Origin of the sequence: Nocardioides cavernae (assembly GCF_016907475.1) — a bacterium.
Taxonomy (GTDB): Bacteria; Actinomycetota; Actinomycetes; order Propionibacteriales; family Nocardioidaceae; genus Nocardioides; species Nocardioides cavernae.
Genome location: NZ_JAFBCA010000001.1, coordinates 2607787 through 2627842, shown reverse-complemented (window position 1 = coordinate 2627842; position 20056 = coordinate 2607787). Strand labels below are relative to the sequence as shown.

Annotated in this window: 17 protein-coding genes; 1 reads left to right on the top strand and 16 read right to left on the bottom strand. The window is 70.2% G+C overall.

The features are described from left to right. Positions 1-11: 11 nt before the first annotated feature. The 9 genes from JOD65_RS12315 to JOD65_RS12275 all read right to left on the bottom strand — a co-directional run bounded on the left by JOD65_RS12315 (position 12) and on the right by JOD65_RS12275 (position 11879). On the bottom strand, positions 12-1391 hold the full coding sequence (locus JOD65_RS12315) for a replication-associated recombination protein A (RefSeq protein ID WP_372440108.1): 1380 nt from the start codon (positions 1389-1391) through the stop codon (positions 12-14). A 35-nt stretch (positions 1392-1426) separates the two neighbouring features. Further along, positions 1427-2533 (bottom strand): ABC transporter ATP-binding protein, encoded by a 1107-nt coding sequence (locus tag JOD65_RS12310; protein WP_191197084.1) that lies wholly within the window; start codon positions 2531-2533, stop codon positions 1427-1429. A gap of 221 nt (positions 2534-2754) precedes the next feature. Beyond that, the gene (locus JOD65_RS12305; protein WP_191197083.1) at positions 2755-3846 is read right to left on the bottom strand and encodes an ABC transporter ATP-binding protein; all 1092 of its coding nucleotides are present in this window, start codon (positions 3844-3846) and stop codon (positions 2755-2757) included. Positions 3847-3848: 2 nt separating this feature from the next. Beyond that, the gene (locus tag JOD65_RS12300) at positions 3849-4859 is read right to left on the bottom strand and encodes an ABC transporter permease (protein WP_191197018.1); all 1011 of its coding nucleotides are present in this window, start codon (positions 4857-4859) and stop codon (positions 3849-3851) included. 125 nt (positions 4860-4984) lie between these two features. Next, entirely contained in the window at positions 4985-6763 is a 1779-nt protein-coding gene (locus tag JOD65_RS12295; protein WP_191197017.1) for an ABC transporter substrate-binding protein, read from the bottom strand. A 67-nt stretch (positions 6764-6830) separates the two neighbouring features. Next, the gene (locus tag JOD65_RS12290) at positions 6831-7865 is read right to left on the bottom strand and encodes an ABC transporter permease (RefSeq protein ID WP_191197016.1); all 1035 of its coding nucleotides are present in this window, start codon (positions 7863-7865) and stop codon (positions 6831-6833) included. A 158-nt stretch (positions 7866-8023) separates the two neighbouring features. Further along, positions 8024-9817 (bottom strand): aspartate--tRNA ligase, encoded by a 1794-nt coding sequence (aspS, locus tag JOD65_RS12285; protein WP_191197015.1) that lies wholly within the window; start codon positions 9815-9817, stop codon positions 8024-8026. Beyond that, the gene (gene hisS, locus JOD65_RS12280) at positions 9814-11184 is read right to left on the bottom strand and encodes a histidine--tRNA ligase (protein ID WP_191197014.1); all 1371 of its coding nucleotides are present in this window, start codon (positions 11182-11184) and stop codon (positions 9814-9816) included. The genes aspS and hisS overlap by 4 nt, the downstream gene beginning before the upstream one ends. After that, positions 11184-11879, bottom strand: a complete 696-nt coding sequence (locus tag JOD65_RS12275; RefSeq protein WP_191197082.1) for an MBL fold metallo-hydrolase — start codon at positions 11877-11879, stop codon at positions 11184-11186. The genes hisS and JOD65_RS12275 overlap by 1 nt, the downstream gene beginning before the upstream one ends. Positions 11880-11983: 104 nt before the next feature. Here JOD65_RS12275 and JOD65_RS12270 point away from each other — a divergent pair, with 104 nt between their 5' ends. After that, positions 11984-13246: a DUF349 domain-containing protein gene (locus JOD65_RS12270; RefSeq protein WP_191197013.1), complete on the top strand. Its 1263-nt coding sequence runs from the start codon at positions 11984-11986 to the stop codon at positions 13244-13246. A gap of 11 nt (positions 13247-13257) precedes the next feature. Here the strand turns inward: JOD65_RS12270 and JOD65_RS12265 are convergent, their stop codons facing one another. The 7 genes from JOD65_RS12265 to JOD65_RS12235 all read right to left on the bottom strand — a co-directional run bounded on the left by JOD65_RS12265 (position 13258) and on the right by JOD65_RS12235 (position 20014). Further along, positions 13258-15546 carry a RelA/SpoT family protein gene (locus JOD65_RS12265; RefSeq protein ID WP_224748076.1) on the bottom strand — a complete coding sequence of 763 codons (2289 nt, stop codon included), beginning with the start codon at positions 15544-15546 and terminating at the stop codon, positions 13258-13260. A 56-nt stretch (positions 15547-15602) separates the two neighbouring features. Next, positions 15603-16151 carry an adenine phosphoribosyltransferase gene (locus tag JOD65_RS12260; RefSeq protein WP_191197012.1) on the bottom strand — a complete coding sequence of 183 codons (549 nt, stop codon included), beginning with the start codon at positions 16149-16151 and terminating at the stop codon, positions 15603-15605. Continuing rightward, the gene (gene yajC / locus JOD65_RS12255; RefSeq protein WP_191197011.1) at positions 16144-16440 is read right to left on the bottom strand and encodes a preprotein translocase subunit YajC; all 297 of its coding nucleotides are present in this window, start codon (positions 16438-16440) and stop codon (positions 16144-16146) included. The genes JOD65_RS12260 and yajC overlap by 8 nt, the downstream gene beginning before the upstream one ends. Positions 16441-16508: 68 nt before the next feature. Beyond that, entirely contained in the window at positions 16509-17606 is a 1098-nt protein-coding gene (gene ruvB, locus JOD65_RS12250; protein ID WP_191197010.1) for a Holliday junction branch migration DNA helicase RuvB, read from the bottom strand. Between the two features lie 13 nt (positions 17607-17619). Continuing rightward, entirely contained in the window at positions 17620-18222 is a 603-nt protein-coding gene (ruvA, locus tag JOD65_RS12245) for a Holliday junction branch migration protein RuvA (protein WP_191197009.1), read from the bottom strand. Then, positions 18219-18776 (bottom strand): crossover junction endodeoxyribonuclease RuvC, encoded by a 558-nt coding sequence (ruvC, locus tag JOD65_RS12240; protein WP_191197008.1) that lies wholly within the window; start codon positions 18774-18776, stop codon positions 18219-18221. Before ruvC ends, ruvA begins: the two co-directional genes overlap by 4 nt. Positions 18777-18979: 203 nt before the next feature. Continuing rightward, positions 18980-20014 (bottom strand): type IV toxin-antitoxin system AbiEi family antitoxin domain-containing protein, encoded by a 1035-nt coding sequence (locus JOD65_RS12235; protein WP_191197007.1) that lies wholly within the window; start codon positions 20012-20014, stop codon positions 18980-18982. Between the last annotated feature and the right edge of the window lie 42 nt (positions 20015-20056).

Below are 20056 nucleotides of genomic sequence, written 5' to 3'. Positions count from 1 at the left end.
CCGTATCGGGGTCACCCGCCCCGAACGATGCGTCGGACGCGCTCCCAGCGCTCCTTGACCCCGGCCTCCGCGCCCAGTGCCGTCGGCTTGTAGTAGCTCGCGTCGCTGAGCACGTCCGGGAGGTACTGCTGCTCGGCCACGCCGTAGGGCTCGTCATGGGGGTAGGCGTAGCCCTTGCCGTGGCCCAGGTCCTTCGCGCCGCCGTAGTGGGCGTCGCGCAGGTGGGCCGGCACCTGGCCGATCTTCCCGGCCTTCACGTCGGCGATGGCTGCGTCGATCCCGCTGATCACGGCATTGGACTTGGGTGCCACTGCCAGGTGGATGGTGGCCTGGGCGAGGTTGATCCGCGCCTCCGGCATCCCGATGAGCTGCACGGCCTGCGCCGCCGCGACGGCCGCCTGCAGGGCGGTCGGGTCGGCCAGGCCGATGTCCTCGCTCGCGTGCACGACGAGCCGGCGCGCGATGAAGCGGGGGTCCTCCCCCGCCTCGATCATCCGCGCGAGGTAGTGGAGCGCGGCGTCGGGGTCGGACCCGCGGATGGACTTGATGAAGGCGGAGATGACGTCGTAGTGCTGGTCGCCCTGGCGGTCGTAGCGGACCGCGGCCTGGTCGACGGCAGTCTCGGCTGTGGCCAGGTCGATCGTCGCGAGCCCGTTGCTGGCCGCGGCCCCGGCGGCGGCCTCGAGGTAGGTCAGGCCCCGCCGCGCGTCACCACCGGCAAGGCGTACGAGGTGGCTGCGGGCGTCCTCGTCGAGCTCGGCGCTGCCGGCCAGGCCGCGCTCGTCGGCCAGCGCCTGGTCGATGACCTCGGCGACGTCGTCGTCGGTGAGCGACTGCAGGCGCAGCAGCAGGCTGCGCGACAGGAGCGGGCTGATGACGGAGAAGAACGGGTTCTCCGTGGTGGCGGCGATCAGCGTGACCCAACGGTTCTCCACCCCGGGAAGCAGGGCGTCCTGCTGGGCCTTGGTGAAGCGGTGCACCTCGTCGACGAAGAGCACCGTCTCCTGCCCGCCCCGGGCGAGCTCGGCCCTGGCCCCGTCGATGGCGGCACGGACCTCCTTGACGCCCGCCGCGACGGCCGACACCTCGACGAACCGGCGCCGGGTCTGCTGGCTGACGATGGCCGCGATGGTCGTCTTGCCGGTGCCCGGGGGGCCCCAGAGGAGCAGCGACATCGACTGGTCGCCCTCGATCAGCCGCCGCAGCGGTGACCCGGCGGCCCGCAGCTGCTGCTGCCCGACGAGCTCGTCGATCGTGCGAGGGCGCATCCTCACGGCCAGGGGCGCCGAGGCGTGCGTGTTGGCACCGAGCGACCCGGCGCTCGGCACCTGTCCGGACGCGGATCCGGGCGCGGGTTGCCCCGCGCCCGGTATCTCGAACAAGCCGTCCACGCCGGTGAGTATCCCCGACGCCGTCGGTGCGCCGCTCAGACCCCCGTCGTGTGCTTCGACTTGAGGTCGTACCAGGTCTTCTCGTAGCCCGGGATGGTGAGCTGCTCGTTGGTCGGCGTGGCCCCGGGCACCGGGGTGCCCTGGTCGTCGACCGCGAGCAGGTCGGTGGTCACCGGCGCCACCGGGTGCGAGCCCAGCTCGCCGGCGAAGTGGCAGGCCACCTTGTGGCGCGCGCCGATCTGCAGCAGCGGCGGCTCCACCTTCGCGCAGATCTCCTGGGCGAACTGGCAGCGGGTGCGGAACCGGCAGCCCGACGGCGGGTTGATCGGGCTCGGCACGTCTCCCTCGAGCCGGATCCGCTCCCGGCGTCCGCCGACCGCCGCCTGCTTCACGTCGGGCACAGCCGAGAGCAGCGCCTGCGTGTAGGGGTGGTGCGCGTGGCCGTAGATCGTCTCGCGGTCGCCGATCTCCACGATCTTGCCGAGGTACATCACCGCGACCTCGGGGCAGAAGTGGCGCACCACCGCGAGGTCGTGGGCGATGAAGAGGAAGGCGATGTCGAACTCGCGCTGAAGGTCCTGGAGCAGGTTGACGACCTGCGCCTGGATCGACACGTCGAGCGCCGAGACCGGCTCGTCGGCGACGAGGAGCTTGGGGTTGAGCGTGAGCGCCCGGGCGATGCCGATGCGTTGGCGCTGGCCACCGGAGAACTCGTTGGGGTAGCGGTTGTAGTGCTCGGGGTTGAGGCCCACCACCTCGAGCAGCTCCTGGACCCGCGGCAGGATCTTGTCCTTGGGAACGATCTTGTGCACCGCGAGGGGCGCGCCCACGATCGTTCCGACGGTGTGGCGCGGGTTGAGCGAGGTGTAGGGGTCCTGGAAGATCATCTGCACGTCGCGGCGCAGCGGCCTCATCTCCGAGTTGGAGAGCTTGGCCAGGTCATGGCCCTCGAACATCATCGAGCCGCCGGTCGGCTTGTAGAGGCGGGTGATGAGCCGCCCGGTCGTGGACTTGCCGCAGCCGGACTCGCCGACCAGACCGAGCGAGCCGCCGCGCGGCACCTCGAACGACACCCCGTCCACGGCCTGCACGTGGCCGACAGTCCTCCGGACGAGCCCCGAGGACTTCACGGGGAAGTACATCTTGAGGTTGTCGATCGAGATGATCGGCTCGGCGTCGGGGTCGAGCGCGGTGGCGACGTGCCCCTGCTCCGCGAGCTCGTGGAAGTCCTTCGCCTCGTGGACGACCTCGTGGTCGTCCACGACGTCGACGTGGTGGTGGGACAGGTCGCGCTCACCCGTCTCCGCCGCGTTGGCGCCGACCTCGCTGGCGTCGATCCCCACCTTGGCGTTGGGGTCCTGGCTCATCGGGTCTCCTCGGCGAGGTCGGGGGCAATCTCCGGCAGGACTTCCGTCCGGTAGATCTCCTCGGGGTTGGGCAGGTGGCACCGCTTGAGGTGGCCGGCACGGTTGCTGGCCGACGTGAGGGAGGGCATCTCGGTGACGCACAGGTCACCGGGCACCTTGTCACGGTGCGCGCAACGCGGGTGGAACGCGCAGCCGGTCGGCGGGCTCAACAAGCTGGGCGGGTTGCCCGGGATCGGGATGAGCCGCGCGTCCGTGGAGGCACCGACCTCGGGGATGCTGGACAGCAGACCCCAGGAGTAGGGCATCTCGGGGCGCGTGAGGATCTCCTTCGTCGTGCCGAACTCCACGCAGCGCCCGGCGTACATCACGAGCACGTCATCGGCCATCTCGGCGATGACGCCGAGGTCGTGGGTGATGATGATGACCGCGGAGTTGAACTCGCGCTGCAGGTCCTGCAGCAGGTCGAGGATCTGTGCCTGCACCGTCACGTCGAGCGCGGTGGTGGGCTCGTCGGCGATCAGGAGCGACGGGTCGTTGATCAGGCCCAGGGCGATCATGGCCCGCTGCCGCATGCCCCCGGAGAACTGGTGGGGGAAGTCGTCGACGCGGCGGTCGGGCTGCGGGATCCCGACCCGGTCGAGCATCTCGATCGCCTTGCGACGCGCATCGCGCTTGGACGCCTTGGGGTGGTGCTGTGAGTACCCCTCGGCGAGCTGCTCGCCGACCCGGTAGAACGGGTGCAGCGCAGCCAGGGCGTCCTGGAAGATCATCGCCATCGAGTTGCCGCGCAGCTTGCGCATGCGGTTCTCGGCGAGCCCGACGACCTCGGTGCCACCCACGCGGATCGAGCCGGTGATCTCGCTCGACCTCGCGTCGTGCAGGCCCATCACGGCCATGCTGGAGACCGACTTGCCGGAGCCGGACTCCCCGACGATGCCGAGCGTCTTGCCGAGCTCGACGGAGTAGCTCAGCCCCTTCACGGCCTGGACGGGCCCGTCCTGGGTCGGGAACGTCACCGTGAGGTCCTCCACCTGGAGGAAGGGCCCGTCGACGTCGGTGGACGACGAAGCGGAGGAGGGGGACGTGATGGTCAAGAGAGCCTCACTCGGGGATCGAGAACGCTGTAGATGACGTCGACGACGATGTTGGAGATGATCAGGACCGCGGCCGCGAACAGGGCGGTGGCAGCCACCACGGGCAGGTCACGCTGGGCGACCGCCTGCAGGCTCCACAGCCCGATGCCGTCGATGTCGAAGATCGTCTCGGTGAAGATCGTACCCGCGAGCAGGGTGCCGAAGTCGATTCCGAAGATCGTGATGACGGGCACCAGCGCGGCCCGCAAGCCGTGCTTGTAGACCACGGTGTTGTCCCGCAGCCCCTTGGCCTTCGCCGTGCGGATGTAGTCCTCGTTCAGCACCTCGACCATCGACCCGCGGGAGTAGCGGGTGTAGGAGGTGCATCCGAAGGCGCCCAGGGCCAGCCAGGCGAGAGCCATCCCGCTGAACCACTTCGCTGGGTTCTCGGTTATCGGGAAGTACCCCGTGTCGGAGAAGAGGGGTATCTCCCAGCTGATGGTCAGGAACAACCATGTCAGCAGGGCGAACAGGTAGTAAGGAATGGAGGAGATGACCAGGAAGCTCGACACGAGCGCCTTGTCGGCCATTGTCCCCCGTCTTCGGGCCGCGGCGACGCCGATGGGGATGCCGAGGGTCAGGTAGAGGAACGCGCCGCCGATGGCCACGGAGAACGTGGCGGGCATCCGGTCCTTCATCTCCTCGAACACCGGGGCCTTGGTCCGGTAGGAGTAGCCCAGGCACGGGGCCGGGCAGTCGAACTTGGTGGTGCTGCCGAACTGGATCTCGCGCCCGGCCACGACACCCTTCATGAACTTGCCGTACTCCTCGTACCACGGGTTGTTGAAGCCGAGGTTCTCGCGGAACACCTCGAGCCGCGCGGGTGTGCAGCGGTTGCTGGTGTCGTTGTCGCAGATCGTCTGCGCGGGCTCGGACGGTCCGTACCAGAAGAGCAGGAACACGCTCATCGAGATGAGGAACAGGACGACCACGCCCGAGAGCAGGCGCTTGACGACATAGGCGAACACGAGGATTTCCCTCCGAGGTTGTGAGCAGCTGCCGGCATGGCCGACACACGGTGGTGTGGGGGCCCCGGTTCACGGGGCCCCCACACCGAGTGGAGCAGGATCGACTCAATCAGTCGACCCCAGGATCACTGAGAGACGAAGAGATCCTTGTAGTTCGGCGCGCCGAGGGCACCGTCACCGGTCGGGTTCCCGATCTTCTCGCCGAAGGCGAAGAGGTCGTTGCGGAACGCGGTCGGGATGATCGGGTAGAACTCGGTCGCGATCTGCTCGTCCAGGGCACCCCAGGCATCGGGCTGCGCCTCGAGCTCCATGGTTCCGATCTCGTCCATCTTGGCGTCCATGGACTCCTCGGAGAACTGCGCCGTGTTGTAGGTGGCGCCGGTGCGGAGCAGAGCCGGGATCATCGTGGCGCCGGACGGCCAGTCCGAGCACCAGTTGACGCCGCGCAGGTTGAGCTTCTTGTTGATCTTGTTGTCCGGGTCGGTCCAGATCGTGTAGAGCGAGGTCTCGATCGGCACGGGGTAGGACGTGACCTTGAAGCCGGAGTCGGTGAGACCCTTCTCGATCTGCTTCTGAGCAGCCTCGGTGGTCGGCGAGCCGGTGTTGTAGGCCATGTGGATCTCGTAGCCCTCCTCGCCAGCCTCGGCCAGGAGCTCCTTCGCCTTCTCGGGCTGGTAGGTGATCTGCTCACCGTCGACCTGGTAGTCGGACTTGCCCGCCATGCCGGGAGGCATGACCGAGTTCGCCGGGACACGGGTCACGCCGGGCACCTCACCGGAGGCCTGCCACACGCTCTCGTACGGGTAGGCGTACGCCAGGGCCTTGCGGATCTCCGGCGTGGTCTTCGCGTAGTCGGGCGCCCAGAAGCTGGTGCACTGCGCCGACTGCTGGACGAGCCGGTCGCCAAGGTCCTGGTTGAACTTGGCGTAGTTCTCGGCGGTGATGCTGGCCGAGAGGGCCGTCTGCGACTCGGTGTTGCCGCTGAGCATCAGCTCGTCGGTCTGGGTCGGGTCAGCAGCGAACTTGAAGATCCACTTGTCGGCGTACTGGTGACGGGCCGGGTCGGAGTCGGCGACCCAGGCGTCGTTCTTGACGAGCACGAGCTCCTCGCTCGGGCGGAACGACTCAACCTTGTAGGGGCCGGTCGACAGCGGGCTGCGACCGTACTCCGGCGGGTCGGAGACCTTGCCGAGAGGCGACGGGCCCATCGCCATGAAGGCGCCCCAGTAGTCCATGTCCGGGAACGGCATGGACATCTTGATGGTCACCGTGCGGGCGGCCTCGTCGAACGAGATGCCCTCGTAGTCCTTGCCCTTGTCGGTGTAAGGACCCTTGTACTTGTCGGCGTCGAGGAAGTAGTGCGTGGAGTACTCGGTGCCGGGACCCGACGGGAAGGCCTCGGAGTCGAGCGAACGCTCGATGCCCCAGGCAACCTCCTCAGCGGTGATCGGCTTGCCGTCCTCCCACGTCGCGTCCTCGCGGATCTCGAAGGTCCACTCGGTGAAGTCCTCGTTGGGGCTACCCAGGTCGGTCGCCAGGTCCGGGACGAGGATCATCTCGCCGGTCTCGGTGTCGCGGGCGTACTGGGTCAGCGACCGGTGCGTCAGCGCCTGCTGGATCGAGTTGCCCGTCACCGACCAGCCGTTGGTCGGGTCGAGGTCCTCGGGGCCCGGGTCGTCCGGCAGGTACACCGTGATGGTGCCGCCGGCCGAAGCGCCCTCGACCTCAGCCGCAGGGCCCTGGCGCTCTGCGTCCTTGGCGATGGTCTCCGAAGCATCCTGGAAGCCGTCGCCGCTGCTGCCGCTACCGGTCTCGTCGTCGTTCCCGCCGCCGCCACCACAGGCAGCAAGGGTCACGAGCGCGGCACTGGTGGCGAGTGCTGCCGCCGCCTTGGTCCGTCTCATTGTCCAGCCTTTCGTTGTTGTTCGCACACCGGAAACGCCCGGGTGACGTCTGTTGAGGATCTCCGCCTCAGCGGCGGGTCTTCGGGTCGAACGCGTCTCGAACCGCGTCGCCCAGGAGGTTCAGCGCGAGCACGAGGGCCACGACGCCGATCAGGGGCTCCCACAGGTAGAGCGGGTAGTTGCTCCAGTAGGGAACCGCGTTGGCGATGGTCTGGCCCCACGAGGCGCTGCCGGTGACGCCGATGCCGAGGAACGCCAGGCCGGCCTCTGCCGCCACGAACGCGGGCAGCATCAGCGAGATGCTGATGACGATCGGCGCCGTGAGGTTGGGCAGGAGCTCGCGGAACAGGATGCGCCGGGTGGGCATGCCCAGCACCCGGGCGGCGTGGATGAACTCACGCTCGCGCAGGGAGAGAACCTCGCCGCGGATCAGGCGCGCCACCGTCATCCAGCCGAACATCGACAGGATCAGGATGAGCGAGCCGATCTGGATGGTCTCGTAGCTGTCGCTGGTGCCGAATCGGTCGATGATGATCGGCGAGATGGTCAGCGCAGCGAGCAGGAACGGGATCGTGAGGAAGAAGTCGATGATGAAGGACAGGATCCTGTCGACGACCCCGCCGGCGAAGCCCGCCACCAGGCCGATCACGATGCCGACCACCGAGGCGAACAGCGTCGCTGCGCCGGCGATCATCAGCGAGGTGCGGCAGCCGTAGATCCAGTGGGCCAGGTTGTCCGCGCCGGTGCGCGGCGCGATGCCGAACGGGTGCTCCGGGTCGAACGGGTAGAACGGCGGGCCCGACTTGGGATAGCCGACGCCCGGCTCGGCGAAGTTGCACTCCAGGACCTCACACGCGGTGACCGTGTCGAGGGTCACGCCGAACGCCTTGGCGATCAGGTCCGCGAAGACCGCGACCACCAGGAAGAAGAGGACGACGATCGCGCAGGTGATGGCGATCTTGTCGCGCCGCAGCCGGCCGAACGCGATCTGCATCGGCGACTTGCCGGAGATCTCCTTGGCCTGCTTGCTGTTCGGGTCGTTGATCTCCGGTTCGTCGCTGAGCGAGCCCAGGGTCTCAGGCCCCGTCGCTTGTGCCGACATTCTCTCCCCATCGAGTTCGGGTCCGGTGGTGTCTGCGGTCCCTCCGGGGACCGCGCCGAACGGGACTCTATGTGACCTGCGACGCGTGAACGATCACCGACGGGTAACGATCCCGTTACGACGCGTTCGCCCAGCGGCGCGGGCAAACCTGCGGAAGTTCACTCAGCGGACGGGACGTCCTTCGCGGGCGTGGCGTCGACACCGGCTTCCTTGCGCTGCTCGGCCGTGATGGGGGCAGGCGCAGCCGTGAGGGGGTCGTACCCGCCTCCGGACTTGGGGAATGCGATCACGTCACGGATGGAGTCGGTGCCCGCGAGGAGCGCCACGATGCGGTCCATGCCGACGGCGATGCCGCCGTGCGGGGGCGCACCGAACTTGAAGGCGTCGAGCAGGAAGCCGAACTTCTCCTGCGCCTCGTCCTCGGACAGCCCCATCACCGCGAACACGCGCTTCTGGATGTCACCGCGGTGGATACGGATGGACCCGCCACCGAGCTCGTTGCCGTTGCAGACGATGTCGTAGGCGTAGGCCAGCGCGCTGCCGGGGTCGGTGTCGAAGGTGTCGAGGAACTCGGGCTTGGGGCTGGTGAAGGCGTGGTGCACCGCCGTCCAGGCGCCCGCGCCGACGGCGACGTCGCCGCTGGCGACCGCGTCGGAGCTCGGCTCGAAGAGCGGGGCGTCGACGACCCAGGTGAAGGCGAATGTCGAGTCGTCGAGCATGTCACCGCGGCGACCGATCTCGAGGCGGGCGGCGCCGAGCAGCGCGCGGCTGCTCTTGGCGGGTCCGGCCGCGAAGAAGATGCAGTCGCCCGGCGCGGCCCCGACGTGGGCCGCGAGGCCCTCGCGCTCGGCGTCGGTGAGGTTCTTCGCCACCGGGCCGCCGAGCTCGCCGTCCTCGGCGATCGTGACGTACGCCAGGCCCTTGGCGCCGCGCTGCTTGGCCCAGTCCTGCCAGGCGTCGAACTGGCGACGCGGCTGGCTGCCGCCGCCCGGCATCACGACCGCGCCGACGTAGTCGGCCTGGAACACCCGGAACGTGGTGTCCTTGAAGTAGTCGGTGCACTCGACGAGCTCCAGGCCCATCCGGAGGTCGGGCTTGTCGGATCCGTACCTCGCCATCGCGTCGGCGTACGTCATCCGCGGCAGCGGGCGCTGGATGGTGTGGCCGGCCTGGGCCCACATGGCCTCCAGGACGTCCTCCATCAGCGTGATGACGTCCTCCTGGTCCACGAAGCTCATCTCGATGTCGAGCTGGGTGAACTCCGGCTGCCGGTCGGCGCGGAAGTCCTCGTCGCGGTAGCAGCGCGCGATCTGGTAGTAGCGCTCCATGCCGCCGACCATGAGCAGCTGCTTGAACAGCTGCGGGCTCTGCGGCAGGGCGTACCAGCTGCCCGGGGCCAGGCGTGCCGGCACCAGGAAGTCGCGGGCGCCCTCGGGCGTGGATCGGGTCAGCGTGGGCGTCTCGACCTCGACGAAGTCGCGGTCGTCGAGCACGTCGCGGGCGGCCTTGTTGATCTTGCTGCGCAGGCGGAGGGCGGCGTTGGGGCCGGAGCGGCGCAGGTCGAGGTAGCGGTGCTTGAGGCGGGCCTCCTCGCCGACCTCGCCACCCTTGTGGCCGGACGCGTCGTCGACGGGGAACGGGAGCGGGTCGGAGGCCGAGAGCACCTCGACCTCGGTCGCGACGACCTCGATCTCGCCGGTGGCGAGGTTGGGGTTCTCGTTGCCCTCCTTGCGCGCGACGACCTCGCCGACGACCTTCAGGCAGAACTCGCTGCGGAGGCTGTGCGCGACGGCCTCGTCGCGTACGACGACCTGCACCACGCCGCTGCGCTCGCGGAGGTCCAGGAACGCGACCCCGCCGTGATCGCGCCGACGCGCCACCCACCCGGCGAGCGTGACGGTCTGGCCGACGTGCTCGGCGCGCAGGGCGCCGGCGTCATGGGTGCGGATCACTGGTTCTCCTCTGAATCACTGGTGGTGCTGCTGGGGGTGGCGGTGCTGATGATCGTGGGGCGCAGGTCGGCCTCGGGCGGGGTCCACGACCCCGGGTCCGCCTCGACCTGCTCGCCGGTCCGGATGTCCTTGACCTGGCTGGTGCCGTCGGCCTGGACGAACCACACGTAGGGGATGCCCCGACGCTCGGCGAAGCGGATCTGCTTGCCGAACTTCGCCGGCGACGGGGCCACCTCGGAGGCGACGTCCCGGGCCCGCAGTGCGGCGGCGATGCGGGTGCTGGCGGTGCGGTCGTCCTCGTTGTTGAGGGCGACCAGGACGACGCTGGGCACGGGGCGGCTGCCGGACAGGACGCCGTCGGCGATGAGCGGGATGAGGGTGCGGGAGACGCCGAACGACACGCCGACCCCGGGGTACGTCGTACGCCCGTCGCTGGCGAGCGCGTCGTAGCGCCCTCCCCCGCCGACGGACTTGAGCCGCTCGTAGCCCTCCATGAAGATCTCGACGACGGTGCCGGTGTAGTAGTCGAGCCCCCGCGCGATGCGCAGGTTGGCCTCGACACCCACGCGGTCGCCGGCGACCGCGCGGCAGCCCTCGACCACGGCCGCGAGCTCCTCGAGCCCCTGGTCGAGCAGCTCGTCGGTGACCCCGAGCGCGCGGACCTTCTCCACGAACGAGGTGTCCTCGACGCGGATGGTGGCGAGCTCGAGGCAGCGCTGCGCCTGCTCGGGCGTGGTGCCGACACGGTCGACCAGCAGCCGGGCGACCTCGTCGGCCGGGAGCTTGTCGAGCTTGTCGATGACCCGGATGGCGTCGGTGACGTCGTCGATGCCGAGGCCGCGGTAGAACCCCTGGATCAGCTTGCGGTTGTTGAACTGGAACGACACCCGCGGGATCGGCAGCTTGCCGAGGGCGTCGACCATCACCGCCATCACCTCGACGTCGTGGTGGAAGGGCAGCTCGTCGCGGCCCACGATGTCGACGTCGGCCTGGGTGAACTGCCGGTAGCGCCCCTCCTGCGGCCGCTCGCCGCGCCAGGCGGGCTGCACCTGGAAGCGCCGGAACGGGAACTCCAGGTGACCGGAGTGCTCGAGGACGTAGCGCGCGAAGGGCACCGTCAGGTCGAAGTGGAGGCCGAGCTCGGCCTTCGCGTCGGGCTCGGCCGCGATGCGCTGGAGGACGTAGATCTCCTTGTCGACCTCGCCGCCCTTGGCCAGCCGGTCGATCGGCTCGACGACCCGGGTCTCGATGTTGGTGAAGCCGTGCAGCTCGAACGTGTGCGAGACGGAGGCGATCACCTCGCGCTCGACGGCGCGCTGCGCAGGCAGCAGCTCGGGGAACCCGCTCAGCGGGGCGATCTTGCTCATCAGACGTCCTGGGTCAGGTCGTGGGGAAGGTCTTGGAGGAAGGGGTTCGTGGCGCGCTCGCGTCCGATGGAGGTCTGCTCGCCGTGGCCGGGCAGCACCACGATGTCGTCGGCGAGCGGCAGGACCTTGTCGGCCAGGCTGCGCAGCATCGTGGCGTGGTCGCCGCCGGGGAGGTCGGTGCGTCCGATGGACCCGGCGAAGAGGAGGTCGCCGGAGAACATCAGCTCCGAGACGTCCTGCTGCGCGTAGGGCGTCCGGAAGGTCACCGAGCCCTCGGTGTGGCCCGGCGTGTGGTCGACCACGAACCGCAGCCCCGCGAGCTCGAGCTCGGCGAGGTCGGACAGCTCGCGGACGTCGTCGGGCTCGGCCCACGAGTAGTCGCCACCGAGGAGCATCTGGGTGGTCTCCGGGCTCATCCCGGCCATCGGGTCGGACAGCAGGTGCCGGTCGGACGGGTGGATCCACGCCGTCGCGTCGTAGGTGCCCGCCACAGGGGCGACGCACCACATGTGGTCGACGTGGCCGTGCGTGACCAGCACGCTGACCGGCTTGAGCCGGTGCTCCCGGACGACCTGGTCGACACCGGCTGCGGAGTCCTTGCCGGGATCGATGACCACGCACTCCGACCCGGGACCCGTCGCCACGACGTAGCAGTTGGTCCCCCAGGGTCCGGCGGGGAAGCCGGCGATGAACACGGGCGTCAGTCCTTGCTGGTCGTCGACCGGCGTCCGGCCGGTCGTCTGCTTGTCGGTGGGAAGCCTACCGAGGGCAGTCCGGGCCATGACTACGATGGGCGACCATGAGCGCCGACAAGCAGTCCCGAGACGACTCGGCACAGGGTGAGCAGCCCTGGGGCCGGGTGGCCGAGGACGGCACCGTCTATGTCCGAACCGCCGATGGCGAGCGTGCCGTGGGGTCCTACGAGGCCGGCACCTCCGAGGAGGCGCTGGAGTTCTTCACCAAGCGCTACGAGGAGCTCGAGGGGAAGGTCCACCTTCTCGAGCAGCGCGTGGCCTCGGGGCGACTGGCGCCCGAGGAGGCGACGTCGTCGGTGAAGGCGCTGCGCGAGCAGGTCGTCGACGCCCACGCGGTCGGTGACCTCGTGTCCCTCGCCGCCCGCCTCGACGCGCTGGCCCCGGTGATCGCGGTCCAGCGCTCGGCGCGCAAGGAGGAGCGGGCGCAGAAGAGCGCCGAGTCCAAGGCGGCGAAGGAGAAGCTCGTCGCCGAGGCCGAGCGGCTCGCCGACAGCACCGACTGGCGCAACGGCGCCAACCGGCTGCGCGAGCTGCTGGCGACGTGGAAGGAGCTCCCCCGGCTCGACCGCGCCACCGACGACGCCCTGTGGCGACGCTTCTCCACCGCGCGGACGACGTACACCCGCCACCGCAAGGCGCACTTCGCCGAGGAGCACGAGCGCCGCGACTCCGCGCGCGTCGTCAAGGAGCGGCTGGCGAAGGAGGCCGAGGCGCTCTCGTCCTCGACCGAGTGGGGCCCGACCGCCGGCAAGTACCGCGACCTGATGCGGGAGTGGAAGGCCGCCGGCCCCGCGCCCCGCGAGGTCGACGACCAGCTCTGGCAGCGCTTCCGCGGCGCCCAGGACACCTTCTTCGGCGCCCGCGACGCGACCAACGCCGCGCTCGACGAGGAGTTCGCGGCCAACGCCGAGGTCAAGGACGCCATCCTCGTCGAGGCCGAGGCGCTGGTCCCCGTGACCGACCTCGAGGCAGCCAAGAAGACCTTCCGTGAGCTCGCCGACCGCTGGGACGCCGCCGGCAAGGTCCCCCGCGACCGGATGAAGGAGCTCGAGGGCCGGATGCGGAAGGTCGAGCAGGCCATCCGCTCGGTCGAGGACGAGCAGTGGAGCCGCAGCGACCCGGAGAAGTCCGCGCGCGCCGACGACATGATCGGCAAGCTCGAGTCCGGCATCGCCGAGACGCAGGCCAAGCTCGACAAGGCGTCCGCCGCCGGCGACGACCGGCGCGTGAAGGACCTCGAGTCCGAGCTCGCCAACAAGCAGGCGTTCCTCGACATGGCCCGGAGGGCCGCGGCCGACTTCAGCTGAGCGAGTCAGCCTCAGGCGGTGACGCGGTAGGCGTCGAACACGCCCGGGACGGCACGTACGGCGCGGAGCACGCCGTCGAGGTGCGCCGCGTCGGCCATCTCGAAGGAGAAGCGGCTCTTGGCCACCCGGTCGCGGGTGGTGGAGAGCGTCGCGCTGAGGATGTTCACGTGGGCGTCGGAGAGCGCCATCGTGATGTCGGAGAGCAGCCGCGCGCGGTCGAGGGCCTCGACCTGAATGTTGACCAGGAACGTCGACTGCGACGTCGGCGCCCACTCCACCTCGAGCACCCGCTCGGGCTGGCCGAGGAGGCTGGAGGCGTTGGTGCAGTCCTTGCGGTGCACCGACACTCCCCCACCCTTGGTGACGAACCCGAGGATCGGGTCGGGTGGCACCGGGGTGCAGCACTTGGCGAGCTTGACCCACAGGTCGTCGACGCCCTTGACGATCACGCCGGAGTCGGTCGGGCCACGCTTCGTGGCGGTCCGTGAGCGGCCGGTGATGGTGACGCCCTCGGCGAGGTCCTCCTGGGCTCCGTCGTCGCCGCCGTGCAGGTCGATGACGCGGCGTACGACGGCCTGCGCGCTGAGGTTGCCCTCCCCGACCGCGGCGTAGAGGGCCGACACGTCGGCGTGGTGGAAGTGCTCGGCGACGAGCGCGAGCACGTCGTGGGTCATCAGCCGGGTGAGGGGCAGGCCCTCCTTGCGCATGAGCTTGGCGATCTGGTCCTTGCCGCGCTCGATCGCCTCCTCGCGACGCTCCTTGGTGAACCACTGGCGGATCTTGGAGCGGGCGCGCGGGGACTGGACGAAGTTGAGCCAGTCGCGCGACGGGCCAGACGTCGGCGACTTCGAGGTGAAGACCTCGACGACGTCGCCGTTGTCGAGCGTCGACTCCAGCGGCACGAGGCGGCCGTTGACCCGCGAGCCGATCGTGTGGTGGCCCACCTCGGTGTGGACGGCGTAGGCGAAGTCGACCGGGGTCGCGCCCGACGGCAGCGGGATCACGTCACCACGCGGCGTGAAGACGTAGACCTGCTGCTGGTTCATCTCGAAGCGCAGGGACTCCAGGAACTCGCCCGGGTCCTCGACCTCGCTCTGCCAGTCGAGCAGCTGGCGCAGCCAGGTCAGGTCGTCCTTGTCGCCGAGGCGGTCGGTGTCGACGCCGGCCTTGCTGTTCTCCTTGTACTTCCAGTGCGCGGCGACGCCGTACTCGGCGCGGCGGTGCTGGGCGAAGGTGCGGATCTGCACCTCGACCGGCTTGCCCGCGGGGCCGATGACCGTCGTGTGGAGCGACTGGTACATGTTGAACTTCGGCATCGCGACGTAGTCCTTGAACCGCCCCAGGACCGGGTTCCAGCGGGAGTGGATCACACCGAGGGCGCTGTAGCAGTCGCGGTCCTCGTCGACGAGGATGCGGATGCCGACGAGGTCGTAGATGTCGGAGAAGTCGCGGCCGCCGACGATCATCTTCTGGTAGATCGAGTAGTAGTGCTTGGGCCGGCCGGTGACCTTGGCGTTGATCCGGGAGGTCTTGAGGTCCTGCTCGATCTCGGCCACGACCTCGGCGAGGAACTGGTCGCGCGACGGCGCGCGCTCGGCGACCATCCGCACGATCTCGTCGTAGATCTTGGGGTGCAGGGTCGCGAAGGCGAGGTCCTCGAGCTCCCACTTGAGGGTGTTCATCCCGAGCCGGTGGGCCAGCGGGGCGTAGATGTCGAGGGTCTCGCGGCTCGATCGCTCCTGGGAGGCGGCCGGGACGTAGCGCAGGGTGCGCATGTTGTGCAGCCGGTCGGCGAGCTTGATGACCAGCACCCGGATGTCGCGCGACATCGCCACGATCATCTTGCGGATCGTCTCGGCCTGCGCCGAGTCGCCGTACTGCACCTTGTCGAGCTTGGTGACGCCGTCGACGAGCACCGCGACCTCGTCGCCGAAGTCGGCACGCAGCGCGTCGAGGGTGTAGGCCGTGTCCTCGACCGTGTCGTGGAGCAGCGCCGCGACCAGGGTCGGCTCGGTCATTCCGATGTCGGCGAGGATCGTCGTGACGGCGAGCGGGTGGGTGATGTAGGGGTCACCGCTCTTGCGCATCTGGCCGGTGTGCCACTTGTCGGCGACCGCGTAGGCGCGCTCGAGAAGGGCGAGGTCGGCCTTCGCGTGGTTGGCACGCACGGCCCGGAACAGGGGCTCGAGGACCGGGTTGGACGACGGCGGGCGGGTGCCGACCCGGGCGAGGCGGGCACGCATGCCACGCGCGGTGAGAGGCGCCTTGGCGTCCTGCGCGGGTGCCTGCTCCTCTGCCATTGGCCCAGTCTAGTGAGGACTCGGGCAACCCCGTGCGTGGACGGGGGTGGATGTGGTCAGATCGTGAGCAGCGTGGCGATCGGGAGGTCGCCGGTCATCGACCGGGGGTCGAGGAACGACAGCTCCATCAGCACCGTGGCGCCGGTCGCGACGCCGCCGCAGGCCTCGATGAGCTGTCGCGTCGCGACAGCCGTGCCGCCGGTCGCCAGCACGTCGTCGACCATCAGGACGCGCTCGCCCGGCGCGATCGCGTCCTTGTGCACCTCGAGCGTCGCCTCGCCGTACTCCAGGGAGTACGACACCGCGTGTGCAGCCCGCGGCAGCTTGCCCGCTTTGCGGACCGGCACGAAGCCGATGCCGAGCGCGAGCGCCACGGGTGCGGCGAGGATGAACCCGCGCGCCTCCATGCCGACGACCTTGTCGACGACGACGGTGCCGTGGTCGTCACGACCGGCGGCGGCCAGCGCGGTGATGATCGCGGAGAACGCGTGGTGGTCGGCGAGGACGGGGGTGATGTCCTTGAACGTCACGCCCTTCTCCGGCCAGTCGGGCACGTCGACCGTCAGGCGCTGCAGCGCCTCCTGGGCCGTACGACGGTCAGGCATCGTCGCGCGCGTCGGGGCCGGGCTGCTCGAGCGGCTCGTCGACCTTGGCGATCGCGGCGCGGGCGATGTCGATCTGGGTGCCGGGCGCGATCTCGAGACGGGCGCGGTCGTCGGTGAGCGAGACCACGGTGCCGTAGATGCCCGACGACATCATCACGCGCTGGCCGACCTCGATGCTCTGCTGGAGGCGGACGACGTCCTTCTGCCGGCGCTGCTGGGGGCGGACCACCATGAACCAGAAGAGGGCCAGGATGGCTACCAGGGGCAGAAGTGCAGCAAGGTCGTTCACGGTCGGGGCTCTCCTCGAGGGGTCGGGTGCGGGAGCGCGTGGAGTCTACGCGGGTGTCCCGACCGCCCTCACACGTCGTCGAAGAGGGTCGAGTCGACGGTCGGGACTGGCGGCGGCGTGAGGCCGAGGTGGTGCCATGCCGCGGGCGTCGCGACCCGCCCGCGGGGCGTGCGCGCGAGCATCCCCATCCGGACCAGGAACGGCTCGGCGACCTCCTCGACCGTCTCGCGCTCCTCGCCGACCGCGACGGCCAGGGTGGAGACCCCGACCGGTCCCCCGCCGAAGCGTCGGCACAGCACGTCGAGCACGGCACGGTCCAGCCGGTCGAGGCCCGACTCGTCGACCTCGAACAGGTCGAGCGCAGCCTGGGCGACCGGCAGGCTCAGCACCCCGTCGGCGCGCACCTGGGCGTAGTCGCGGACCCGGCGCAGCAGGCGGTTGGCGATGCGGGGGGTGCCGCGCGAGCGCGAGGCGATCTCGCTGGAGCCCTCGGAGGTGAGGTGCACGCCGAGCAACCCCGCGGAGCGGTGCACGATCTGGTCGAGCTCGTGGGGCTCGTAGAACTCGAGGTGGGCGGTGAAGCCGAACCGGTCTCGCAACGGGCCGGGCAGGAGGCCGGCGCGGGTGGTGGCGCCGACGAGGGTGAACGGCGGGATCTCCAGCGGGATGGCGGTCGCCCCCGGACCCTTGCCGATGACGACGTCGACCCGGAAGTCCTCCATCGCCATGTAGAGCATCTCCTCGGCCGGCCGCGACATCCGGTGGATCTCGTCGACGAAGAGGACGTCGCCGTCGTTGAGGCCCGACAGGATCGCGGCGAGGTCGCCGGCGTGGGTGATCGCCGGGCCGCTCGTGAGCCGCAGCGGCGTGCTCATCTCGGCGGCGATGATCATCGCGAGCGTGGTCTTGCCGAGCCCGGGCGGACCGGAGAGCAGCACGTGGTCGGGCGCCCGGCCCCGGCGGCGGGCCGCCTCGAGGACCAGCCCCAGCTGGTCGCGTACGCGCGCCTGCCCGACGACCTCGTCGAGCGTCTTGGGGCGCAGCGCCGCGTCGACCGCGCGGTCGTCGCCGTCGGCCTCGGCGTCGGTCAGCCGCTGCAGGTGACCCAGCTCGGCCTCGGTCAGCTCGACGTCGTCGGTGTCCTCGTCGGTGTCGTCCCAGTTCATCGTCGTACCCGCCTCACGCCTTGCTCAGTGCGCGGAGGGCGGCGCGCAGCAGTGCGCCGACGTCGGGGGCGTCGCCGGCGTCGGGGGCGACGGCCTCGACCGCCTTCTCCGACTCCTTGGCCGACCAGCCCAGCCCGACGAGGCCCTGCTGCACCTGGTCGCGCCACGCTTCGGTGGCTGGAACGGCGGCCGACGCCGGGTGGTGCACGCCCACCGGCGGGCCGATGCGGTCCTTGAGCTCGAGGATGATGCGCTGGGCGCCCTTCTGCCCGATCCCCGGGACCCGGGTCAGCGCCTTGACGTCCTCGGTCGTGATGGCACGGCGTACGTCGTCGGGGCTCATCACCGCGACGATCGCCTGCGCGACCTTGGGGCCGACCCCGGACGCGGTCTGGACGATCTCGAAGATCGACTTCTCGTCGTCGTCGAGGAAGCCGAAGATCGTCAGGCTGTCCTCGCGCACGACCATGCTGGTGGGCAGAGTCGCGGGCCGGCCGACGCGGAGCGTGGCGAGGGTGCCGGGCGTGCACATCAGCTCGAGGCCGACGCCGCCGACCTCGAGCACGGCGCTGGACAGGGTGACGGCGGCGACCTCGCCGCGGACGAAGGCGATCATCGGGTCCTCATCGGTGTCTGCTTCTGGTGTGCGCGGGCCTGCGCCCGGGCCTGTGCCGCGGCGGCCTCGAGCCGGGTGTGCGCCGAGCCGCGCCAGAGGTGGGTGATGGCCAGCGCGAGCGCGTCTGCGGCGTCGGCGGGCTTGGGGAGCTCGGACAGCCGCAGGATGCGGACGACCATGGCCCCCACCTGCGCCTTGTCGGCGCGCCCGTTGCCGGACACGGCGGCCTTCACCTCGCTCGGGGTGTGCATGGCGATCGGCAGCCCGCGTCGCGCGGCGACGACGAGCGCGATGCCGCTGGCCTGCGCGGTGCCCATGATGGTGCTGGAGTCGGAGCGGGCGAAGACCCGCTCCACCGCGACCGCGTCGGGCCGGTGTTCCTCGATCCAGGCGTCGAGGCCCTTCTCGATGGTGACCAGCCGCTCGGCGATCGGGAGCGTCGAGCTCGTGCGCACCACGCCGACGTCGACCATCGTCAGCGGCCGGCCGACGCTGCCGTCGACCACCCCGACGCCACACCGGGTCAGGCCGGGGTCGATGCCGAGCACGCGCACGCGCACACCCCTTCCGCCGTCGGTCTCGTCCGAACATGTGTTCGTGCGATCACGCTAACCCGCGCCGGCTGCGCGACGTCGTACGACACGCGGCGCGTCCCGCCGCAGCCCGCGGTCATCCGCTGCCTGATCCCGCCCCCGCGCCGCTGTAACGCCGGGTTACTGCTGGTACCCACTGGGGTGCTCGGGGGTGGGTAGTGACACTAACCCGGCGTTACAGCGGACCCCGGCGGGACGATCCGCGGGCGACTGCGCTCCACGCGGAAGGGCGCCAGGTCGTCGATCTCCGTGCCGAACCGGGCGCAGGTGTCGGCGTACTCGCGCGCCACCCTGGCCAGCGCCGCGCGACGACGGGCGAAGAGGTCGAGGTAGGTGACCCGGGACGCGCCGAGCTTGAAGCCGGTCAGGAAGTCGTGGCGCTCCTTCTCCTCAGCGAGCACCACGGCGGGCTCCTTGCCGCTCGGGTTGTCCTCCGCGTACTTCAGCAACCCGTCGGCCTCGAACAGGTGCCGCCGGACGCGGAGATCGGCGAACGCGGTCCGGCGCCCGTCCGTCAGGCCGAACTGCAGCTCTGGTCGACCGATGCCCAGCTCGAGGACGAAGTCGCGGACGAGCGACTCCAGGTAGCTCTCGGCCAGGGCGTCGGCGTGCTCGACGCACCACCGCATGCAGCGGCTGTGGGGCCACGAGGTCATGGTCGACAGCACGTCGAGCAGGTCGGATCGCGTCACCCCCGCGCGGAGCGCGGCATCGCACGCGGCGAGTCCGTGCGCGCGGCCGTGCTCGCGTGCCATGTCGAGCGCAGTCCTCGCGTGGCCGAGCAGGCGGAGGTCGTCGACGTGCGTGAGATCGATGTCGCGGAACGGCGCCAGGTGGTGCTTGACGCCCGCACGGACGGCATCACCGTGGACCTTGGTCCGGCTGACGTGGACGATCGCCGAGCGGGGGTCGGGAGCGCCCATGCCCAGGACGATGGCCGCCGAGTCGTGGCTGTAGGCGTAGTCGCGCGAGGTCAGCGTGAGCCCGGCCGCGCGCATCCTCAGCATGGGTTGTGCGCGGTACGGATCGAGGCCCGACCAGGCGTCGGAGTCGACGTACACCCCGCGGCGGAGCCGCACGAGGCGACCACCCTCGCGCAGACGGCGTACGTCGTGCGGGTCCAAGCCGGCGCGGGTGAGCTGTGCGGCGGTGATCAGGCCGTGCTGGGCGCCCATGAGGACGACGGCGGGGAGATACATGCGACCCACCGTCCGCGCGTCGCCGGACGCTCGGCGAGCAGT

Coding starts and splice junctions, on each gene's coding strand:
- JOD65_RS12295 (WP_191197017.1), bottom strand. CDS start 6,763: ATGAGACGGACCAAGGCGGCGGCAGCACTCGCCACCAGTGCCGCGCTC.
- JOD65_RS12260 (WP_191197012.1), bottom strand. CDS start 16,151: ATGCCTGACCGTCGTACGGCCCAGGAGGCGCTGCAGCGCCTGACGGTC.
- JOD65_RS12310 (WP_191197084.1), bottom strand. CDS start 2,533: ATGTACTTCCCCGTGAAGTCCTCGGGGCTCGTCCGGAGGACTGTCGGC.
- JOD65_RS12290 (WP_191197016.1), bottom strand. CDS start 7,865: ATGTCGGCACAAGCGACGGGGCCTGAGACCCTGGGCTCGCTCAGCGAC.
- ruvB (WP_191197010.1), bottom strand. CDS start 17,606: ATGAACTGGGACGACACCGACGAGGACACCGACGACGTCGAGCTGACC.
- JOD65_RS12270 (WP_191197013.1), top strand. CDS start 11,984: ATGAGCGCCGACAAGCAGTCCCGAGACGACTCGGCACAGGGTGAGCAG.
- JOD65_RS12235 (WP_191197007.1), bottom strand. CDS start 20,014: ATGTATCTCCCCGCCGTCGTCCTCATGGGCGCCCAGCACGGCCTGATC.
- ruvA (WP_191197009.1), bottom strand. CDS start 18,222: ATGATCGCCTTCGTCCGCGGCGAGGTCGCCGCCGTCACCCTGTCCAGC.
- hisS (WP_191197014.1), bottom strand. CDS start 11,184: ATGAGCAAGATCGCCCCGCTGAGCGGGTTCCCCGAGCTGCTGCCTGCG.
- JOD65_RS12265 (WP_224748076.1), bottom strand. CDS start 15,546: ATGGCAGAGGAGCAGGCACCCGCGCAGGACGCCAAGGCGCCTCTCACC.